Origin of the sequence: Bacillus cereus group sp. BceL220 (assembly GCF_051776965.1) — a bacterium.
GTDB classification, from domain to species: Bacteria; Bacillota; Bacilli; order Bacillales; family Bacillaceae_G; genus Bacillus_A; species Bacillus_A cereus.
The window spans coordinates 1-18,547 of record NZ_JBPWBC010000010.1; the positions used below are offsets into that span (position 1 = coordinate 1).

The window sequence follows — 18,547 nt, forward strand, 5'->3', positions numbered from 1 at the left end:
AAAATATAATTAAAATACCCATGAAAATCAATAATAAAATTATTTTTTGAAAAATTTCTAATAATTAACCAAGTAAATATTTATTTTAATTTTCTAATTATTGATTTATACTAAGTTAGTATTATTATATTTATATATAAGGAGTGCATTCGTATGGAGAAGATTAGTAAAAGCGATATTATTCGTACTGTTCCGCAAAGCGGTTTTTTCGGACACCCTAAGGGGCTGTTTACCCTATTCTTTACAGAGTTTTGGGAGCGATTCTCTTACTATGGGATGAGAGCAATATTACTTTACTATATGTATTATTCAATCTCACAAGGTGGTTTAGGGATGGATCATGCGACCGCAGCGTCAATTATGGCCATCTATGGATCTCTCGTTTACATGTCTGGCATTATTGGTGGCTGGATTGCAGATCGTCTACTAGGTTCAAGTAGAACAATTTTTTGGGGTGGAGTTTTAATTATGATAGGTCACCTGATTTTAGCACTACCAGGAACTATAAGTACTTTATTCATATCTATGGTGTTTTTAGTACTTGGTACAGGTTTATTAAAACCTAATGTATCTAGCATTGTTGGTGATTTATATAGTGAAACAGATACTCGACGTGACTCAGGTTTCAGTATTTTCTATATGGGTATTAATTTAGGTGCACTTTTATCCCCTTTTGTTATAGGAACACTTGGTCAAAAGTATAACTTCCACCTAGGTTTTGGTGTCGCTGCAATTGGTATGCTATTAGGCTTAATTATTTTCGTTCTTACAAAAAAGAAAAACCTTGGTTTAGCAGGAACACAAGTACCTAATCCTTTAACAGACATCGAAAGAAAAAAAGTTATTATACAGTTTAGTATTGGTACAATAGCTATAGTACTATTTTGTATTTTAACGATACCAACAGGTATTTTAACTATTAATCGATTCACTTTATTAGTAAGTATCTTAGGTATTCTCATTCCAACTGGTTACTTTATTTTTATGTATCGTAGTCCGAAAACTACAAAAATTGAAAAGTCTCGTTTAATTGCTTACATACCATTATTTATCGCTGCTACAATGTTTTGGGCCATTCAAGAACAAGGAGCTATCATTTTAGCTTCATATGCTGATCAGCGTACTCAATTAAAGTTGGCCGGTTTTGAACTTCAATCTTCATGGTTTCAATCATTAAACCCTATTTATATTGTTTTGTTAGCACCAGTATTTGCTTGGTTATGGGTAAAGCTTAATTCACGTCAACCAAGTACAGCTAATAAATTTGCTATTGGTTTATTATTTGCTGGTTTATCCTTCTTAGTTATGATTATCCCTGCATATATACATGGTACAGAATCCCTTGTAAGCCCTATGTGGTTAGCGATTAGCTTCCTGTTAGTAGTAATCGGGGAACTTTGTTTATCGCCTGTAGGTTTATCAATTACAACAAAATTAGCACCAGCTGCGTTCTCTGCTCAAACAATGAGTCTGTGGTTCTTAACTAGTGCAGCTGCACAAGCTATAAATGCTCAAATAGTTCGATTATATAATCCTGAAACAGAAATTATTTATTTCGGTGTAATTGGTGGCCTTTCAATCATTTTAAGTGTAATTTTATATTTTATGGCCCCAAAGATTCAAGTTTTAATGAAAGGCATAAAATAAAAAAAATTGTGCTAAAAACTTGTTATAATGCAAGTTTTTATGCACAGTTTTTTTGAATAACCATTAATTATTTATATATTTTTTGTATGCTAGTTCATAATCATATTGATTATGTAAATAGCTTATCTAATAACTTTGAACGTCCTCTACTGTATATTCTATCCTTTTATTTACTTTTGAGAGAGAAAAAATTAACCGAGAACTCACTATAAATTAAGCTCGTCACTTGAATTATAAAGATGAGATTATATCCTATAATTTTTTCAGACTATTTCATATTCCATTTCTGAAAAAAGTGCTCTGCTTTACTGAAAGTGTTTGTAAAAAAAATCACCTTTTTATTTATGACAAAATAAATTTTTTATATAAAAGACACACAACCAAACAAACATAACTACATATGATATATTGTATCCTCTCTTTTTAGATTGTATAGTCGTTACAAAAGAGCACTTTTCTAAGTGCTCTTCAAATTACTTACCAAATAGTGTTTTGTTTAAAGTATAAAAATAAAAACATATTTAGTTAAACCACTCATATACTTTTATAGTGTTGTTATTGGCGTCATGGAGTGCTCTTCAGGCACTCCTATTTTTATGCTTACTAAATAACTACTTTGTTAAAATCAATATTTACTTACTTTATTTTTTGCATATAAAAGGTTAAGGAGTTGCATATATTCATCTTCTTGTCCAATATCAAATCGTTTCCCTTTAATCATTTTTCCATATACTTTTTTAGTCATAATTAAAGAATGTATCGCATCTGTTAATTGATATTCCCCCCCAACACCAGGTTGAAGATTTTTTAATAATGGAAAGATATCCGGTGTGAAAACATATCTACCTATTACTGCAAGATTAGATGGAGGATTTACTTTTGGTTTTTCAACAATATTTGTAACATCTATACAATCTCCTTTTACAATATCCCCTGCAATAATACCATACTTTTCTACACATTCATTTGGTACCCTATGAATGCCTATTACACTATTTTTCTTCTCTTTATAAATTTTAATTAACTGGCTTAAAGCGGTTTCTTTATCAGAAACTACAATATCATCTGGTAAGAGTACAGCAAAAGGTTCATTACCAATAAATGTTTCACCTAATTTTATCGCTTCACCAAGCCCTTTCGCATATGGCTGTCTTATATAATGAATTTGAATTTTAGGGACAGTAAGCTCTTTTAACAGATGCGATTTTTTCTCTTTTTCCAAAAAAGCCTCCAATTCTAATGATTGATCAAAGTAATCAACTATTAAATCCTTTCTGCTAGAAAGTACAATTAATATTTGCTCAACACCTGACTTCACAGCCTCTTCCACAATATAATGAATTGCCGGTTTATTACCTATAGGAAACATTTCTTTTGGAATTACCTTTGTAATTGGAAGGCTCCTCGTGCCGTAACCAGCTGCTGGAATAATTGCTTTTTTAATCACTAATCTTCTCTCCTTCAACTGTTTATAACAATGTATTCAGCACCCTCTGTACCTGCGCATAATGAAATTAAAAGAGGCCTTTACCTTCTGCCTACTTTCATTGCTTATATGAATAGGCCCTTTTACTTGTCACCAATTTAACTTGTCCATCAATATACTGTTACAACTAGTACTAAGTTTAGAAAGGTGATTAGCATATGAAGATATGTATTATAGGCTCTGGTTATGTTGGTATTACATCAGCAGCAGTATTAGCAGACTTAGGTCATGATGTGATATGCGTAGATAAAGATCAAGATAAAATTTACTCTCTCCAAAAGGGAGAATGCCCCATTTATGAACCAGATTTAAAAGAACTTATTCATAAAAATCGAAAACGATTACAATTTAGTTGTGATATTGATAGTACTATTCGACAATCGTCCATTATTTTTATTGCTGTAGGGACTCCTTCTACATCAAGTGGAAAGACGGATTTAAAATATATCTATTCTGTTATCGATCTACTAGTTCCAGCTATAACATCATATAAAACTATTATTACCAAAAGTACAGTTCCACCAGGTACAAATCAGCAAATATGTGAAAAGCTTATTAAATCTGGTGTTTCATCATCCCTATTCAATATTGTTTCTAATCCTGAATTTCTTCGTGAAGGTTCTGCTGTTCGTGATATGCTCAACCCAGATAGAACTATTATAGGAACCCAAAAAGGTGACAAAAAGTCGTTAAAAATTATGCAGAATATATATAAAGGAATTAGTGCTCCTTTCGTTTGTACTGGTCTAAATGAAGCAGAGATGATTAAATATACATCCAATGCATTTTTAGCTACAAAAATATCATTTATAAATGAAATCGCTCGGATTTGTGATGCATATAACATTGACATTGTTGAGGTGGCAAAAGGAATTGGCCATGACTTTCGAATTAACCCTCATTTTCTTCAGGCGGGAATGGGATATGGAGGATCATGCTTTCCAAAAGATTTACATTCACTCATCTATACAGCAAGTGATAAGCACGTAGCGGTTCCTATTTTACAAGCTGTACAATCCATTAACTCCACACAAATAGATCTCTATGTTGAAAAGATTCAAAAAGCTATAAAAAATCCCTTTTCAAAAAAAATAACGGTGTTAGGAATTGCATTTAAGCCAAATACGGATGATATTCGTAGCTCCCTTGCCGTAATACTTCTTGAAAAATTAATTCCTCATGGCTATGATCTACATGCTTATGACCCCAAAGCTCTTCTTCCTCCACATTTAAAAAGACAAGTTACACAGCATGATAACCTAGAATCTTCAATCACAAATTCCGATTGCATTATTATCGCAACGGAATGGGATGAATTTAAAACACTTAATTGGAAACAAGTCAAACAAGTTATGAAGGGACGCACAATCGTAGATGGACGCAATTGCATTGAAAAAGATGAAATAGAAAAATACGGATTACAATATATTGGAGTGGGTCGGTCATGAAAATACTTGTAACAGGAGCCGCTGGTTTCATTGGCTCACATTTGTGTCAAGCGTTACTTAAAAATAGTGCATATCATGTAGTTGGAATTGATCATTTCATCGGTCCTACTCCAGCCACTTTAAAGACAGATAATATACAATCTCTCGAATTGAATTCACGTTTTCAATTCATACAAGAAGATATTTTAAATATAGATTTATCAAAACTATTACAAGATATAGATGTTGTTTATCATCTAGCTGCTATTCCTGGTGTGAGAACAAGTTGGGGAAAAGATTTTCAGTCTTATGTTTCAAATAATATAATAGTTACACAGCAGTTGCTAGAATCCTGTAAACACATAAAATTAGATAAATTTATTCATATATCAACATCTTCTGTTTATGGTGAAAAATCTGGCGCAGTTTCTGAAGATTTATTACCTACCCCCCTATCTCCATACGGTGTTACCAAATTAAGTGGTGAACACTTATGTCATGTTTATCGCAAAAATTTTCATATACCAATTGTTATTTTAAGATATTTCACAGTTTATGGGCCAAGACAACGTCCTGATATGGCATTTCATAGATTAATTAAACAACTGTTAGAAGATAAACCTCTCACAATATTTGGTGATGGAACACAAACACGCGATTTCACCTATATTGATGACTGTATACGAGGAACGGTGGCAGCTTTAGAGACAAAAAAAAGTATAATAGGTGAAGTTATCAATATCGGTGGAAAAGAACAAGCTTCCATTTTAGACATCATTTCTATTTTAGAAAAAATATCAGGAAAATCAGCAACCAAAAAATTTCTAAAATCAGTTCCTGGGGAACCGAAGCAAACATGGGCAGATATATCTAAGGCCAATACATTACTGCAATATTCTCCAACAGTTTCTCTATCCGATGGGTTGGAAGCAGAATTTCATTATGTAAAACAACTATACAAAGGAGATTAGTTTATGAAAATTGCATATATATGTACAGAAAAATTACCATCTCCAGCAATTAAAGGTGGAGCAATTCAAATGATGATTGATGGGGTGTCCCCCTATATAAGTCAAGATTATGAACTTACTATTTTTTCTATTTCAGATCCAAATCTTCCAAATCAAAAAACACAAGATAATGTCAATTACGTGTATTTACCTCAAAAAGAATATGAACAACATGTTATAAGAACACTCCAAACCAATACCTTTGATATTATACATGTCTTTAATCGACCTAAAAATATTCCTCTATATAAACAAGCTTCCCCACACAGTAAATTTGTATTAGGTCTTCATAACGATATGTTTGCTGAGCATAAACTATCCATTTATGAAGGCAATCTTATTCTTGAAATGGTTACCGCCATTGTGACCGTTAGCAATTATATTAAACAAACTGTGATTGAAAGATTTCCACAAGCTGAAGAAAAGATTTCTATTGTCTACTCTGGTGTAAATTTAAAACAATCCCCCTCCATCTGGACACCAACAGGACAAAAGATAAGAAATGCATATCGTACAAAATACGGTATCCAAGATAAAAAGGTAATTCTATTTGTTGGCCGATTATGCAAAAATAAAGGACCTGACTTACTTATTCATGCTATGAAGAAAATTATTCAAACACATAAGGATACGGTACTTGTAATTGTTGGTGGTAAATGGTTTAGTGATAACCGAGTAAATAAATATGTTAAAAGGCTATATAAAATGGCTAGGCCAATTAAAGAACACGTAATTTTCACCAAATTTATTCCTGCAGATCAAATTCATAATATTTTTCTAATGGGGGATATATTTATATGTAGCTCACAATGGAACGAACCATTGGCACGTGTTCATTATGAAGCAATGGCTGCTGGAATCCCAATTATTACAACAAACCGTGGGGGAAATGCTGAAGTTATAACAGATGAATATAACGGCTGCCTAATAGAACAGTATAATAATCCAATGGAGTTTTCCAGACTTGTCCACGCTTTGCTATCCCAACGAGAATTTGCAAAATGGATTGCTGAAAACGGAAGAAAGGTTGTAGAAGAAAACTTTACATTTAAACATACAGCCACAAAACTTGATCAGGTATATAAACAAGTCGCAGAATCTACAAATCAACCTTCTAAAAACTTATTACGCCCTCTCAAAATTCAAATCATTTAAAATACGATTATTATCCATTTTGTGCAGGTCTACAAAATTTAGACATAGAGCTAAATAGAATTAAATATTTTTGATACAAATACAATTTTCTTTCCGTACAAAATTTTTTATAGGATAAACTCGACGGAGTAAGAATGCTGCGTTAATCTTTTCCTCGTTTCTTTAACGAGATGATTTAATATAGCAAGGAAACAATTAAATACAAAATGACTACAAATAATTGTTCTCGCAATTAAGATTTTTTATCCTTGATTCGGCCAAATGCAAATTTCTATACCTTATCGATTAATATGGATTGCATCTCGTTTCTTTGTGAAATTTCTGTACTATAAAATAAAAATATAGGCTAATACCTACCTAGGGTCAACCTATTCCTATATTTAGAAGTTCACATTTTCACCTATTATATATGTAGAGAGCAAAAAACGCTTGGGGAAACCAAGCGTTTTTAAGTATCAATTATTTTATGCGTCTTCTTCTTCGCCCTCCTCGTCTTCTTCGTCTTCATCTTCTTCGTCTTCATCTTCTTCGTCTTCTTCATCTTCTTCGTCTTCTTCATCTTCTTCGTCTTCTTCGTCTTCTTCGTCTTCTTCGTCTTCTTCGTCTTCTTCGTCTTCTTCATCTTCTTCGTCTTCTTCGTCTTCTTCATCTTCTTCGTCTTCTTCGTCTTCTTCGTCTTCTTCGTCTTCTTCTTCGCCCTCCTCGTCTTCTTCGTCTTCTTCGTCTTCTTCGTCTTCTTCGTCTTCTTCATCTTCTTCGTCTTCTTCGTCTTCTTCGTCTTCTTCGTCTTCTTCGTCTTCTTCATCTTCTTCGTCTTCTTCGTCTTCTTCGTCTTCTTCGTCTTCTTCATCTTCTTCGTCTTCTTCATCTTCTTCTTCTTCTTCTTCGTCTTCTTCGTCTTCTTCGTCTTCTTCTTCTTCTTCTTCGTCTTCTTCGTCTTCTTCTTCGCCTTCTTCTTCGTCTTCTTCTTCTTCTTCTTCTTCGTCTTCTTCTTCCTCTTCTTCTTCGGCTTCTTCTTCCTCTTCTTCTTCGGCTTCTTCTTCCTCTTCTTCGTCGCCTTCTTCTTCCTCTTCTTCGTCGCCTTCTTCTTCCTCTTCTTCTTCGCCTTCTTCTTCCTCTTCTTCGTCTGTAAAAGTAATTTCTGTTTCATCAACATATTGAATTTCAACCTCTACACCATTATGCGTGCCTGATTGTATTACTTCAGCTAGAGACTTTAGAACTTCTTGTAAATCATCACCAGGATTAACACTAAAGCCATTCTCAACATCTAGTTTTATTTTTGCTCTTTTCACATCAGCCATTTACCTAACTCCTTTCATATAGATTTATATATACTATGTTGAAAGAGTATAAAAAGATTAATATATTTGCGGAAGTTTCATTAACCGTTCCCCTTAGCATTATTTACCAATTTTGATACCCATGGACCTTTTAATGGATGATCCGGAGTAATAATAGTGACTTTTATTTTTGGCTTTTCTATTTGCGTTAAAACGATCTCATTTAATTCCTCAATTTGTTCTTCCAGCTCTATTACATCTTGAATCTCTTTATCTTGTACTTCATCAATCATTGTAGTTTTTGGTGGTAACTTCTCTTCTAAATCTAGCAATCCGATTTTGGGTAACTCCTCTAATTCCACTTCCTTAATAATCGCTAAATTCTCTAGCACCGAAGATTCATTTAGTACAATATTTTTTTGCTGCTCATACTCTGACAATTCCCATCCCATTGGCCCAGGTGGAGAAAATACAAATTTCTCTAAATCTAAAATAGGGATTACTATCTCTTCTTGTTCTGAACCCATTTTATTTCCCCCCACTATTGCTCTTGATTTCATGATAAATATCAGAAAAATTTCGTAAAAATTCTTCCTTAGAATCTTCAAGTGCAATAATATTTTGCAATGCCCAAATATACTTTTCGTCAGACCACGAACGCTTTTGTCCTAAATAGTATTTATGTGCAATTGAACAGAATAAGTGAGGAAACGATAAATCAGTCCAAAGAACACGAAATTGTTTTTCTGAAAAGGAATTTTCCGAATTATATGCACTCAACATATGAATAGCTAAATTAGTATCCCAAACTGACATTTTTTTCATTACTTTATTTAAAATAATACGTAGGTCCCTCACTGGTAAATCACTTGTAATAGAATGTAGCTCTTTCATAAACATAGTATCATCTATTTCTGTAAACCTCGCTAAGGTAAAATCTTGCTGACAAAAACTATTAGATGCAATAACTTCTTTTGTCCATTGATCATAATATGGATCATTTAGTTCTTGTAATGCTTTCTTTCCACGTGCTAACATCTTATCAACATACTCTAAAAACATAGTTGAAAATACATCATCTGGAAATGAAAGTGCAATTCTTTTGTTTCCTTCTAACTCTTGTAATTTCCATCTGTATAATTTATGCCATTTTCCCAATCGACTCCGAATTTTACTTTCTTTCATCGGAATATACCCCTCCGATGCTTGATGGAATTTACCTGCATATATTAGTACCTTCTCTAATTGTTCTTTATTATAATAAATGACTTCTTTTCCTTGATACTTATCATATAGTACATATGCATACTCATTAGATCCAATACAAAAGCCACCTCTTTTTGTTTTATGAATCTTTGTAATTGGCAATCCATTTTGAAGGAGATGTAAATGTGCTCCAGCAATAAATAGCATCCTTTTGGGGTGCATTTGTGCTTGTTTTAATATTTTTAATCCTTCTTCTGTTTCAACTTCCCACATTGTTCTCCCGCTTCTGCTTGATTGTAAAGAAATATTACTTATTTCAAATGGATAAAAGCTAAGGACCTTTTTTAAATGTTCACTCTCTAATCCAGTTGTTTCTTCCACCTTTGATCATCCCCTTCTTAAAATTTATAAGGTTTCCCTATACACTTTCATTAAATCCATAGCAACTCGGTTCCAATTAAATTCTTTTTCAACCTTACTACGTCCATATTTCCCTAACTGTTTTCTTTTATTTTCGTTATTTAAAAGATTAATTATCTTTTCTGCATATGCATCAGGGTTTTCAAAGTCATTGACAATATATCCATTTTTTCCTTCTTCAATTACTTCAGGATTGCCACCTCGGTTACTCGTAATTATTGGTAAACCTGCTGCCATTGCTTCGTAATGCACCCTAGCAAGGGGCTCTTGCCACTGTGAAGAGCAAACAAAAATATCTGACATAGCATAAAGTGTTGAAATATCCTTTGGCTTAACAAATTTAATAAAGACTACATGTTCTGGGAACATAGCGCCTAAGGTATATAAGTGTTTTACATAATTATTTACATTGTTATCTCCAAACCATTTTGAACCAATAAAAACCATTACAATGTCTGGATTTTCCTCAATTATTTTAGGAAGAGCTTGTAGCAAAATATGAGGACCTTTTACTTTACTCAAGCGTCCAACAAATAAAACTATTTTTTTATTTTGTAAATCCAACTGTTTTTGCACATGACTTTTAACTTTTGTTCCATTCACAGTCCACGAAGGATAGTACTCATTTACATCTACACCAGAATATACTGTTCTCGTCTTTGCTTTTGCAGCTTGAAAGCGCGAGGTAATTGTTCTACCTATATAATCACTAACTGTTACAATTTTTGAAACAGCTGCAATACATGCTTCTCCCTCTTCATCACTTATCTTTTCATATGCAAACATTTCATTATGCACACTTAACACGAATTTCGTCTGTGGTGCTGCCTCACTTAAAATGGTAATCCAATTTGGACGATTGCATAAATGAACTACATCATATCTTTCCTGTTTCAAATGTTTAATAACATAAGGGAGATATTCCTCTTCTGGAAACCGTATATACCTTACGCCTTTGTTTTTTTCTTCTGGTTTCAAATTTGGATCTGTTATAGAAATAACTGTCACATTTTTTCCATTTGAAGCAATAATGGAAGCAACAGAATCTATATAAATTTGAATAGCTCCACCTCGTACAGCTGGTACAGGTAGCTTTTCAGTCGAAATTATGGCTATTTTCATTAAAGCGCCTCCCTGTTTCATAAAAATACAACCTTCTTCATATGTTACGAAAAAAACTTTGTGTTTGTGATTTATCGACCATTTTTTCATCCTTTATTATGAAAATTAGTCAATAGTACTTTTTCTTCTTAAAGGCAAATGGCTAGAACAAAAATGGTCATGTACCATACAGTAATAAGAGAGTATAAAAGGATGGTGATATATGTGGAGAATAATAACGAAGAAGCGGTGTATACATTATCGCCCGAAGAGGAACAAAAACTAGTAGAATTGGCAGCGACAATGATTCAGCATTGGGATATTCAAGCAACTACAATCGAATTAATACAAGGTGGACAACTGGCCTTAGTATGGAAAATTCAAACTGCAGATGGACCATTTTGCTTAAAGAGAATTCATCGCCCCGAAAAAAAAGCTCTATTTTCCATTCATGCTCAAGATTATCTAGCCAACAAAGGCATGCGTGTTCCGAGCATAATCCCAAGCAAATTGAATCAGTTGTATACAAAGCACGGTCCATTTTTATTTGTTGTTTATGATTGGATTGAGGGAAGACCATTTGAGCTTACAATGCAAGAAGATCTTGAAATGATTATGAAAGGATTAGCAGATTTCCATGTAGCCTCTATTGGCTATAAGCCCCCACCAGGCATACCTATATTTACCAAACTAGGACGTTGGCCCAATCATTACATTAAAAGATTTCAACAGATGGAGATTTGGAAAACTTTATCCGCAACTATGCCAGATGATCCATTTTCACAGCTATATTTGGCCGAAATTGATGCGTTTATTTTAGAAGCAAAACAAACGCACCAAAGACTATTGGAATCTGAATATACTAAATGGACTGATGAATTACAAACATCCCCCAATTTATGTCATCAAGATTATGGAACAGGAAATTCCTTATTAGACCCAAGTAATCAAATTTGGGTAATTGATTTAGATACGGTTTCTTACGATTTACCTATTCGAGACTTGCGTAAAATGATTATTCCTCTATTAGATACAACTGGTGTTTGGAATGAAAACCAATTTAAAATTATGATTAACGCATATGAGTCAGTTTCTCCTTTAACAGCTGAGCAGAAGAAAATTATGTTTATTGATATGTTATTTCCATACGAATTGTATGATGTAATTCGCGAAAGATATGTTAGAAAGTCGCCTTTACTTGCTGATGAACTTGCTGGGGCTATGGAATATGAAAGAATTAAGTCAAAAGCTTTAAATATATTAATAGAGGAACTTTAATACGCAATACCAAGAGTTCTAGTGTGAAAATTACCATTATTATTAATAAAGAAAATAGTTTTGTTGCATGCATCATTTTATAGTGACATAGAACTTATAAAGACGGTTCTGGTGCAAAAAGAAAATAAAGCGCATAGATTCCTAACGTTGTTCTTAACTCTTTCGGAAGAACAATCCGCCCTAATTCATCTATTCTTCTTGTAACACCTGTTGACTTCATGTTAATACCATCCTTTTATTTTTAGTTACTACTCACATATGAACAAGCGGATTAAATGATGTTTTTCCGGTATCATCTGCATGCAATACTACAATTAAGCCTTTGTGTAACACATGGAACCAAATCACGCTATAAGCATTAGCGGACATTAAAAACGGCGAAAATGACTAAAATTATATAGATTTTTGGGTACACAAATGATTTTTGACCGCACGCTTCTCGTTTTTTGATTTCAGAATGTCCTATAAGTATCATTAGCGGACATCATAACACTCAAAATCGGTCTTTTATATCCACTAATATACGAAATGAATATTCGCTAATACTTAATGTAAGTTTTGGTTCCGTTGCTACACAGACAACTATATCCTATCTAATGACTGTGGTTGCAATGTCAAACACTGAAATTATAATATCCATTTATATCGTTTTAATAATTTAATTTCCTCGTATTCCCTCATTCTCTTGTAAAATGTCGCTTTCTTCATGCCCGCCTTGTCCATGTACTCAACAGCGTTGATCTTTCCTACCTTTCATTCCTTGCTATCCTCTTGCATGTACCAAACATTAGAATTGAAATCTTTGAGATTACTGTTTCCTTAACTACAAAGAAAACGCTAAACTTCATATATACTTCTGAGGATGTTATGTAATACTAATTGGTTTTTATGATAATTATTCGTAAGTGGATAATTCACTACGTGCCTCGTCTATTGTATCCCTAGCAATTCTTAACGCTTTTAAACATTTTCCTAATTTCGCTAAATCTGTTTGGCTCGCAGCATTTCCATAGGTTGTCTATAACAAATTGCAAGTTATCCATCGCCTTTAAAATAGATGAATGTAGACTCTTTAATTCTGTTGGGGGTTCTACATATCGTACACTTGAGATGAGATAAGACATTTTATAGAAAACATCGCCTACATCTAAAACCCATGATTGGTTTATAGTACGCTTAATTTCTGCATCAGCCTCTAACATGCTAAATCGGGTCGCCACATCAGATAGGTCCTTTAAATAATCATCCATTACCCATGCATAATGCTGCTTGTCTAAATGTTTATAATCACTTGTTTCGGCTCCTTGCTTTACTTCCTTTTGATTTCCTATATTTTTTTATCTGCGGTTAATTCCTCAACTGCTGCTGTAATAGCCTTTATGCCTTTTTTGCTACCAACAAGAGCGTCGATAATTAAAATACTACAGATAAAAATCACAAGAATGGCAATCCACTTAGCTCATTTCGGCACAAAAAAAACTCCTTATTTGGTATATTTCTCCTAAATTACAAAACAGGATTAACGACCATTATAAACACTATGTCCCTTTACCTAATACCTTACCTTCTTTTTCCAAAAATCGGCATCTATTAATAGTGTATTTTGTTACATATCACCTTTACATCCGGCACAGGAGAGTTTGTTCAGTATTAATTGCATCATGAGTATACACACGTTATAATAGGCACCTAATTACATATAAAGAGGTGCAAAAAATGAATAAGACAGAACTAACAAAAGTAGTAGCAGAAAAAGCAGAACTTACACAAAAGGATGCAGCTGCAGCAACACAAGCCGTATTAGATACAATAACAAGTGCACTAACTAATGAAGAGAAAGTACAAATCCTTGGATTTGGTACATTTGAAGTACGCGAAAGATCTGCTCGTACAGGACGTAACCCACAAACAGGTGAAGAAATGCAAATTGCGGCTTCAAAAGCACCTGCTTTTAAGGCTGGAAAAGAATTAAAAGAGGCAGTGAAATAATTATAGATAGTCAAAAGGGTTTGATATTCTTATCAGCCCTTTTTCAATATCCTTGTTATGCATAAAACAAAAAAGTATCAATCGAAAAATACATCCGAATACACATAAATCATTATATATAAGCAATCGAATTAACGTTATACTAAAATTAACCTAGAAGCATCCAACGATCTTTGATTAATCACTACATTTTCTTTAGGGATATATCAACATAAAAGAAGAGACACTGTATAGTGTCTCTTCTTTTATGTTTCGTACCTTTAATCAATAATAAGAGGATATATATCTATTCCCTCTTATTGCTGATTGGTGTTAGAATTGCTGCTCCCACAAGCAGCATATCTGAAAAACACTCGTAGGGGTAGCACCACACCGCTATCAAGCTAAGAAAATACAACTACCCCTGAACAAGATTTTGTGCTAATTTGTAATAAAAAAGCTCATTTTTTCGTTTTGGGGCTGTTTTAATTTCTTAAGTTGATGGGCATGCGGACAAACATCCAAACTGATTTTTTTGGATTGAATATAAATAATTATATCTATTCCAAAAAAGGAAGTGAATTATTTTGGACCATTTTTTTAAATCGAAGAGTTGCGGTTGTTGTGATAAGTTCCTCCCTCCTGCACCTGTTATTCACCCAACTATGGTGTTTTCACCAGCTTATCGTAACTTCTGGCAAAATACATTTGTAACCATACCTAACGGACAAGACATCCCATTTAATAACCAAAGTGTAGCCGAAGCAGGAGGAATTGTTTTATTGCCCCCTGCGACGATATTCATTCCGCTAGCTGGAGATTATGAAATTAGCTATGTAATTACAAGCGTTGTTTTTGAAACAGCAAATCAAGAACAGCAAGTAACTGCTATTCTAAATGGGAATCCAGTTCCTGGTTTCCAAACATCTTTTGGAGTAAGAACTGCGACAGGGGAATCGTGTGACCAATTTTCAGGAACGGCTATTTTAAGAATACCTGCTAAATCAACTTTTTCACTAAGAAATACAAGCCTCTTTGGAAATTCTATATCTTTGTGTAATCTAGTTGAAAGTGGTGCAGCACTAATCATTAAAAAATTAAGTTAAAAGCATTAGAAAAAAGGACAAGGTGTCTTACCTTGTCCTTTTAAGTTTAAGTGTGTGAAATTGTGAATTATTTATAGGACAAACTAACCAATCATTTGTTTTTGCCAAGAATATTATGTAGTGATTATAACTGCAATGCTTTGTGCAATGCAATTCCAAGCAGTTTAGCTTTAGGTAACGCGCTAAATACGGCTGGAGAAAACTTTCACCTACAATTAAATTATAATTTGAGCCCAACTGACACAGTAATACTTGTCGTTAAAAGTGTTAATCTTCAGACTTTCACAAATCAAGGAACAGAGCTAGGAACTACAAATAATATAACAGTAAGCTGTGATTTTGCATTTGCTAATTTTGTAGACTTGCAAGTAACTTCTGAACCAACCCTATAATACTAACTAAAAAGACCGTCCCCCACCCTCGTTTTACAATTAATACTCCTTAGTAACTTTTTATTAAAAGAGTATATTGCAACAATTTTTCATTTGGAAATTAATTTATCAATGACTAGGTAAAGATAATTTCTCTATAATTTCTCTCCACTCAAACTCATAAGCCTCTGGACTTCTTATAACATTAATTGGAATGTTTATACTATTCATATTTTTAATATTAAAAGTAAATCTTATAACGTTTAATGGTAACAATTTATTATCAATACTTTTCATTATTTCTTGTATAGAAAAATCCGGAAACTCAATCGTAATATACTCTAAGTTTGGAGTATATTCTTCTTTTGTTATCTTTTTATATCCATACTTGCTATCATACACATTAATAATTGAATGTAAAAATGAGATAGCTTCTTCCTTTTTCTTAGAATTCATATCATATAAATAATAGACTTGATTATCTATATAAACCCTTGCAAGATACTTCTGTTCTAATAAATTTTCTCCAGTAAAATAAAAATTTGGGTTATTTTTTAAATCACTTATTAACTCCTCACATTTAGGAATCTGATGAAGCCAAGAACTACATACTACAATACTCTCATCGATTATTTGCGCAGTAATATTCATACAGCGTAATTTATTTAATGCCAAGATACGATGTGTTCCATCTAAAACAAGATATTTGTTTGATTCAATTCTCATAACAATTGGTAGGTTACTCAAGGCTTTTTGAGCATCAATATTACTTTTAATTTTAATTAATTGTTCCTCATTATATTCTTCAAAAAAAATTAATTCTTCATATGGAATAAATTTGATTTCATAGACCATGATTTTAGCACCTCTCTTAATTTCCTAAACTTCAATGTTTGTTATCAACGATAAAAATCTTATTTTTAGGGGATACAATATTAAAGCCAAACTTCTAAGCAAGTATTAATCAAATAAAGGAACTGTAATTAAGACCGTTTACAGTTCCTCTTGATAAAAAAGCTTAATATAAGCTTAGCACTTTTCCTAATCCCTCTTGTTTCGCCTTCTCATAAATGGCATGAGCACATGCAATATCTTCAATAGCCATTCCCATAGGATTTAATATAATAATTTCTTCATCGGTCACTCTTCCTAATTTTTTACCAGTTATAATATCGCCAAGTTCTGCATGGAGCATTTCTTTTGAGAATTTCCCTTCTACAACAAGCTGATTAATTACCTTCTTTTCTCTATTTGCTTGATCCCAATCATCTACAATTACCTTATCAGCCTTTAAAAAAGCTTCTTTTTCTATATCCATTATAGAGATATTACTTACAAAAGTTCCTTTTTGTATCCAATCTGCTTCTATATATGGAGTGTCTGCTACCGTGCATGTTACAAGTACCTCAGCTTGTTCTACCGCATTTTTTGCTGATTCTTTTACCTGAAAATCGACATGACTATAACGTTCTTTCATTTCTTGAGCAAAAGCTTTCGCTTTTACATTATCCAAATCAAATAGATTAATTTGTCTAATATGATTAAACTGTTCTAGTAAAGAATTTATGTGCATTTTAGAAATTAATCCGCAACCGATAATTGATACATTTTGAAATCCTTTTTTCGCCAAATATTTTGCTGCAACTACAGTAACAGCTGCTGTTCTCATAGAACTAATAACACTACCTTCTAAAATGGCAATTGGAAAATTTGTTTCTGGATCATTTAAAATAATTAGTGCACTAGCTCTTTCCATATTTTTTTTGGTGGGATTATCAAACTTACTTCCGATCCATTTAATCCCTGAAATAGAAGGTTCTCCAAGATACGCTGGCATAGCAATAATTCTATCTGCGATATGCTCTCCTTCTTTATTAGTCTTTAAATAAGGCTTTAAAGGTTGACTAAAGTTCCTTTCTGAATGTAATGTTAGTGCTTGTGTAATAGCTTGCACATAAATGTTGGCCTTATAACCACCTAAATCAATAATATTCTGTTTACTAAGATAAATTAATTCTGGTTTTGTTTCTAATAACATAATTAACACTCCCTTAAAATAATATCTATTTTTTTTAAACTAAAATGGAATCATTAATTGATTGTGGTAATTCAATATCATGTTCAACTAACCATTCATCTGAAAATATAGTATTATAATATCGATCACCTCTATCTGGTAATATCGCTAATACTTTTTTAGACTTTGGTAGTTTATCTATTAGTCTTAGAGCAGCACATACAACTGCACCAGAAGATCCACCAACTAATATCCCTTCTTTTGATACAAGCTCTCGTGTTATAAAAAAGGCATCTGCATCATTAACGTAACTTAGATCATCATAAAGACTTCGATTCACATTTCCAGGGACAATCGCATTTCCTATCCCCAAAAGCCTTCTTACCCCAGGCTTTCCTCCGAATATAACTGATCCCACAGCATCGACAGCCATAACTTTTACAGATGGATTTAATTTTTTCATTCCTTTTGCAACACCCGTAATTAATCCAGCAGTACCTACAGGACATACAATCCAATCTAAAGTATCATTAAAATCATCATAAATTTCTTGAACTAAAGTATGCACGTAGGCCTCCGGATTTTCAGGATTGTTATATTGATTAGGCCAATAAGCTCCATCAATAGAATTCGCTAAATCTTGTGCTATTACGAGTCTTGCTTTTAAGTAGTTTCCGTGTTCATCTGATACATCAACCATATGGACTTGGGCACCATATGATTTAATAAGATTCAGATTCACTTTACTTATTTTAGGGTCAACTACACAAATCATTTTATATCCTTTCATCTTTGCTACTAACGCTAAACCAATTGCAAGATTCCCAGAAGAGGATTCAACAATTGTTCCTCCTGGCTTTAACTGTCCACTATTTTCAGCATATTCAATTACTCGCTTTGCAACTCTATCTTTCGAACTTCCTCCAGGATTAAATCCTTCTAATTTTACATATAGTTGAGCACTCTCAGGTGGGACCAGCTTATTAATTTTTACAATAGGTGTATCTCCTATTAATGAAAGAACGTCATCATGAATCATGTTTTTGCCCCTTTTCACATTAATTAGCTCATT

Annotated in this window: 15 protein-coding genes and 2 pseudogenes; 7 read left to right on the plus strand and 10 right to left on the minus strand. The window is 33.0% G+C overall.

The features are described from left to right. Positions 1 to 153: 153 nt before the first annotated feature. Positions 154 to 1,647, plus strand: coding sequence for a peptide MFS transporter (locus ACS2FK_RS22025; RefSeq protein WP_000411727.1), 1,494 nt, complete (start codon positions 154 to 156; stop codon positions 1,645 to 1,647). 129 nt (positions 1,648 to 1,776) lie between these two features. On the opposite strand, the pseudogene ACS2FK_RS22030 reads toward ACS2FK_RS22025, so the two are convergent. Both ACS2FK_RS22030 and ACS2FK_RS22035 read right to left on the minus strand, forming a co-directional pair. Then, positions 1,777 to 1,860, minus strand: a pseudogene (locus ACS2FK_RS22030) (GNAT family N-acetyltransferase); the annotation flags it as partial. 412 nt (positions 1,861 to 2,272) lie between these two features. Next, entirely contained in the window at positions 2,273 to 3,094 is an 822-nt protein-coding gene (locus ACS2FK_RS22035; RefSeq protein ID WP_063549448.1) for a UTP--glucose-1-phosphate uridylyltransferase, read from the minus strand. Between the two features lie 197 nt (positions 3,095 to 3,291). Here ACS2FK_RS22035 and ACS2FK_RS22040 point away from each other — a divergent pair, with 197 nt between their 5' ends. The 3 genes from ACS2FK_RS22040 to ACS2FK_RS22050 are packed head-to-tail and all read left to right on the plus strand — an operon-like array spanning position 3,292 to position 6,725. Then, positions 3,292 to 4,581 (plus strand): UDP-glucose dehydrogenase family protein, encoded by a 1,290-nt coding sequence (locus tag ACS2FK_RS22040; protein ID WP_063549450.1) that lies wholly within the window; start codon positions 3,292 to 3,294, stop codon positions 4,579 to 4,581. Continuing rightward, positions 4,578 to 5,531: an NAD-dependent epimerase/dehydratase family protein gene (locus ACS2FK_RS22045; protein WP_063549452.1), complete on the plus strand. Its 954-nt coding sequence runs from the start codon at positions 4,578 to 4,580 to the stop codon at positions 5,529 to 5,531. The genes ACS2FK_RS22040 and ACS2FK_RS22045 overlap by 4 nt, the downstream gene beginning before the upstream one ends. Positions 5,532 to 5,534: 3 nt before the next feature. Beyond that, entirely contained in the window at positions 5,535 to 6,725 is a 1,191-nt protein-coding gene (locus ACS2FK_RS22050; protein ID WP_063549454.1) for a glycosyltransferase family 4 protein, read from the plus strand. A gap of 464 nt (positions 6,726 to 7,189) precedes the next feature. Here ACS2FK_RS22050 and ACS2FK_RS22055 read toward each other — a convergent pair whose 3' ends face one another. The 4 genes from ACS2FK_RS22055 to ACS2FK_RS22070 form a co-directional block, all read right to left on the minus strand. After that, the gene (locus tag ACS2FK_RS22055; RefSeq protein ID WP_063553423.1) at positions 7,190 to 8,029 is read right to left on the minus strand and encodes a hypothetical protein; all 840 of its coding nucleotides are present in this window, start codon (positions 8,027 to 8,029) and stop codon (positions 7,190 to 7,192) included. Between the two features lie 80 nt (positions 8,030 to 8,109). Next, positions 8,110 to 8,535 carry a hypothetical protein gene (locus tag ACS2FK_RS22060; protein ID WP_063549456.1) on the minus strand — a complete coding sequence of 142 codons (426 nt, stop codon included), beginning with the start codon at positions 8,533 to 8,535 and terminating at the stop codon, positions 8,110 to 8,112. 1 nt (position 8,536) lies between these two features. After that, on the minus strand, positions 8,537 to 9,595 hold the full coding sequence (cotS, locus tag ACS2FK_RS22065) for a spore coat putative kinase CotS (RefSeq protein ID WP_063549458.1): 1,059 nt from the start codon (positions 9,593 to 9,595) through the stop codon (positions 8,537 to 8,539). A gap of 24 nt (positions 9,596 to 9,619) precedes the next feature. Further along, the gene (locus ACS2FK_RS22070) at positions 9,620 to 10,756 is read right to left on the minus strand and encodes a glycosyltransferase family 4 protein (protein WP_063549460.1); all 1,137 of its coding nucleotides are present in this window, start codon (positions 10,754 to 10,756) and stop codon (positions 9,620 to 9,622) included. Between the two features lie 153 nt (positions 10,757 to 10,909). Here ACS2FK_RS22070 and ACS2FK_RS22075 point away from each other — a divergent pair, with 153 nt between their 5' ends. Further along, positions 10,910 to 12,013, plus strand: a complete 1,104-nt coding sequence (locus ACS2FK_RS22075; RefSeq protein WP_024927939.1) for a CotS family spore coat protein — start codon at positions 10,910 to 10,912, stop codon at positions 12,011 to 12,013. 136 nt (positions 12,014 to 12,149) lie between these two features. On the opposite strand, the pseudogene ACS2FK_RS22080 reads toward ACS2FK_RS22075, so the two are convergent. Beyond that, positions 12,150 to 12,233, minus strand: a pseudogene (locus tag ACS2FK_RS22080) (sporulation protein); the annotation flags it as partial. 1,496 nt (positions 12,234 to 13,729) lie between these two features. Here ACS2FK_RS22080 and ACS2FK_RS22085 point away from each other — a divergent pair. Together ACS2FK_RS22085 and ACS2FK_RS22090 are read left to right on the plus strand one after the other, a co-directional pair. Then, positions 13,730 to 14,002, plus strand: coding sequence for an HU family DNA-binding protein (locus ACS2FK_RS22085; protein WP_063549462.1), 273 nt, complete (start codon positions 13,730 to 13,732; stop codon positions 14,000 to 14,002). 644 nt (positions 14,003 to 14,646) lie between these two features. Then, positions 14,647 to 15,087, plus strand: coding sequence for a BclA C-terminal domain-containing protein (locus tag ACS2FK_RS22090; RefSeq protein ID WP_003275510.1), 441 nt, complete (start codon positions 14,647 to 14,649; stop codon positions 15,085 to 15,087). A gap of 500 nt (positions 15,088 to 15,587) precedes the next feature. Here the strand turns inward: ACS2FK_RS22090 and ACS2FK_RS22095 are convergent, their stop codons facing one another. The 3 genes from ACS2FK_RS22095 to sbnA form a co-directional block, all read right to left on the minus strand. Next, positions 15,588 to 16,313: a hypothetical protein gene (locus ACS2FK_RS22095; RefSeq protein WP_063549467.1), complete on the minus strand. Its 726-nt coding sequence runs from the start codon at positions 16,311 to 16,313 to the stop codon at positions 15,588 to 15,590. A 163-nt stretch (positions 16,314 to 16,476) separates the two neighbouring features. After that, positions 16,477 to 17,496 (minus strand): 2,3-diaminopropionate biosynthesis protein SbnB, encoded by a 1,020-nt coding sequence (sbnB, locus tag ACS2FK_RS22100; RefSeq protein WP_063549469.1) that lies wholly within the window; start codon positions 17,494 to 17,496, stop codon positions 16,477 to 16,479. Positions 17,497 to 17,530: 34 nt separating this feature from the next. Beyond that, the gene (gene sbnA / locus ACS2FK_RS22105; protein WP_000580988.1) at positions 17,531 to 18,514 is read right to left on the minus strand and encodes a 2,3-diaminopropionate biosynthesis protein SbnA; all 984 of its coding nucleotides are present in this window, start codon (positions 18,512 to 18,514) and stop codon (positions 17,531 to 17,533) included. Positions 18,515 to 18,547: the final 33 nt, after the last annotated feature.